Source organism: bacterium, from assembly GCA_040753555.1.
GTDB lineage: Bacteria > UBA9089 > UBA9088 > UBA9088 > UBA9088 > JBFLYE01.
The window spans coordinates 1-3,390 of record JBFMDZ010000216.1 but is presented as its reverse complement, the minus strand read 5'-3'; the positions used below and the strand labels follow the sequence as shown (position 1 = coordinate 3,390).

Sequence of the window (3,390 nt, the reverse complement as noted above, 5' to 3'; positions counted from 1 at the left end):
TCTATTGCCTTTACCTCAAAGAGATAATTTCCAAAAGAAAGCCCTTTATACTCAACTGATTTAGAATAGCTAAATCCTCCAAAAGCAGAAGGTGAAAGCCGATATGAGAATTTAAGCATATTGGATGTGGTTAGGTTATCCTCTCCTTCCCAGGTAAAGCTTGCCTTTCCCTTTTCTATTGTTTCGCTTTTTTCCTCAATTGTCTCCCTCCTCTTTTCATTGCCCTGGCAATCAGTATAAATGATGGTTGTTCTCTTTATGGTTATTATCTTCTTCTGGTTTGTAATTACCCCATTTATCTCTGTCTTTGGTGGCTGTGTGTCTACTACAAAATGCCTTTCTTTGCTACTTGTATTTCCTGCCTTATCCTTTGCATTTACTATTGCGGTATGTTTTCCATCAGAAAGGCTAACCTTTACACTAAAATTGCCTTCTGAGAGGATGTGAATACCTCCTCCTACATTAAGGCTTGCTGTTTTTATCCCAGAGGCATTTTGTCCTAAATCCCTTACACTTCCAGAGATTACAACATTTGAAGTATTGATAACCTGGTTTTCAGAAGGATTGGTAATGGAAATATCGGGTGGGGTGGTGTCGGGAGGTGGGGAGGTGTCTCTGGAATAATAAGATAACTGCAAGCCACCACTTAAATACACATCAGGGCAATGATAAGGTGTATGTAACATCACAGGGCCTTCACCCCACTTTGATATAAAATGAGTATTTGAGTATTTAATTGCTGAATGATCATCACCATCATAAGAAACACGCGCATCATTAGGCACATTAGAAGGAGTACCTTCTGCTGTTGCAACCCAACAATAACTTCCATCTTGCCAGTATTTTTTTTGTTCAGGTCTATTAATCCAAATGTTATTGCTTGCTGCCTGACTATGCCAAGCATAAGAATGGCAGTTATATTTACGTGAAGCGGAGCTTATGAGAATTGCTTCTGGAAAGTACTTAGCTACACTCTGACGCCAATATTCTATTTCTGAAGGATCAAGTTCCCACGTCCTTATCTCTGCCACAACTGGTGTTCCTTTAGGTGTTAAGACTGTAGTAGGAACATCTGCTAATGCAATAATTGTATTACTTAAGATAAATCCTATAATTAAAAACATATAACCTACTTTTCTAAAGTTAAACATTTATTTGTTTCCCTCTTCTTGTTTGTTTTTAAGAAACCTTTCAGCGTCTGGAATAATTTCATCTATAATTCTTTCGCCATCCCAGGAAACTCTTTCAAGAAAAATCCGTAAAAACTCTTTTTCTTGTATCTTTAATTTGAATGGCTTAAATTCTTCCTTTTGTAAAATTCGCCCTATGATTAAGAGTGTTTCAGGACTGATGGCTCTACGTTTTCCCTCGGGAGAAACATATCCATATACATCAAGAAATTTTTCTTTTTCATAAAATTTCCAAATGCATTCTCTTAACAACTCAACTCTTTCCTCTTTAGACATTTTAGAAAGAATAGCATCTTGACTAATTAATACTTCAAAACAACGAAAATACAAAGTACCATATTCACCCAATTCTTTTTGAATTGATTGACGGTCTAATTTGCGAATTTGGCGATACCTTGCTAATAATTTTGTGCCTGCATCTTTTCTTCCCAATAATTCCTGAAGACCATTAAATGTACGAACGATGCTATTAAACCCTATCTGTGGATTACTAGATAGAAACATATTGGGGAGACCGGGATATCTTAAACATGTTTCAATTAATCCTTCTGTTGACATTTTTTTAAGAATATCTGCTGGTATTTGGCACGCTTCTACTCTTTTTTTAGTTGAACCAAGTGCCTTCCATTCTTCAGTTCCTGGTTTTATCGGAAAATCGTATACATCCATTATTTTTCGCTTCCTTTTTTCTTGTTCTTTAAGAAACTTTTCAGCTTCTGGGATAATTTCGTCTATAAGTTTTGAACCATATAAATGTGGATTTTCAAAGAAAATTCGCAAAGACTCTTTATTTTGTGTCTTTAATATGAACGGCTCAAATTTTTCCTTTTGCAAAATTCGTCCCATAATTAAAAGTGTTTCAGGACTTCTGACTCTACGTTTTCCCTCTTTATCTTTAGAAGCAGAACTATATAAATCGTATTTTTGTTTTTCATTAAATTTCCAAATGCTCTCTCTTAACAACTCAATTCTTTCCTCTTTAGTCATTTTAGAAAGGATGACATCTTGACTAATCAACATTTCAAAACAACGGAAATACAAAGTACCAAGTTTACCCAATTCTTTTTGAATTGACTGACGGTCTAATTTGCGAATTTGGCGATACCTTGCTAATAATTTTGTGCCTGCATCTTTTCTTCTTAATAATTCCTGAAGGCCATTAAATGTACGAACTATGCTATCAAACCCTGTCTGTGGATTATTAGATAGAAACATATTGGGGAGACCGGGATATCCCAAACATGTTTCAATTAATCCTTCTGTTGACATCTTTTTAAGAATATCTTCTGGTATTTGACACGCTTTTATTCTGTTTTCAGTTGAACCAAGTGCCTTCCATTCTTCAGTTCCTGGTTTTATCGGAAAATCGTATACATCTATAGGTTTATTATTCACTTGAATTTTTGTCTCCTCTTTACTTACTTCATTTAAAACTGGGATTCCATCTTTTTCAAAGGCTTCTTTTAAAGCCAAATTTTTATCTACATCACTTGCAAGATTTCTTAAACCCACTGTTGCAAAAGCCCTTAGTCCTTCATCTCTATCATTCAACATTGCATCAATAAGCGGTTTTACTGCACGAGGGTCTCCCGATCGACTAAGAAGGATTATTGCTCTCTCTCGATGGAATGAGCGAGGACAATTTAATTGTTTAATAAGTTGAGGTATCTTTTTACAAATTTCTTCTCTTGTATCTAAACTTACTATAAATTTCTCACAGGTACATTTTTTACTTATATTCATTTCCCCCCTCTCTTCTGTTGCCTCAACTGACTCACTTTCAGTCCCTACCACCTTTGGCTGAACCAGTGGTTGAGGATTTTCTACCTGTGCTGGCTCTTGAGCAGGCTTCTTTTCTGCCAATCCTAGCCCTGCCAGCAAGCCTAAGGTAATTAGGCAAGCTATCCCTTTACTTAATCTTGTCTTCATCAGACATCACCTCTCTGACAATTTTTAATCATAATTTATTATGATATTCTTTGTTTTTATATTTTGTCAAGTTGTCAAGGTTTTTTAAAATAACCCTCTACTACCATTTTTCAATTTCTCATTTTACAACCATTGCCTTTATGGCAGAAAAACCATCTGCCTTTAGGGAATAGAAATATAGGCCTTTGGATACCATTTGTCCTTGTTCATTCCTTAAATCCCAGAATATTGCCCTATCTTTGTTTGTGTATAAGCCTTTTGTTTTTTGTCC

The 3,390-nt window shown here is 35.5% G+C and carries 2 protein-coding genes; both read right to left on the bottom strand.

Annotated elements, in window-relative coordinates:
• On the bottom strand, window positions 1-1,124 hold a 1,124-nt coding region (locus tag AB1630_11515; protein ID MEW6104421.1), incomplete at its 3' end, for an Ig-like domain-containing protein.
• 27 nt (window positions 1,125-1,151) lie between these two features.
• Entirely contained in the window at window positions 1,152-3,119 is a 1,968-nt protein-coding gene (locus AB1630_11510; GenBank protein ID MEW6104420.1) for a HEAT repeat domain-containing protein, read from the bottom strand.
• Window positions 3,120-3,390 lie beyond the last annotated feature (271 nt).

Bases quoted from the DNA above. Each gene is read 5' to 3' on its own strand.
- AB1630_11510 (MEW6104420.1), bottom strand. From the start codon at position 3,119: ATGAAGACAAGATTAAGTAAAGGGATAGCTTGCCTAATTACCTTAGGC.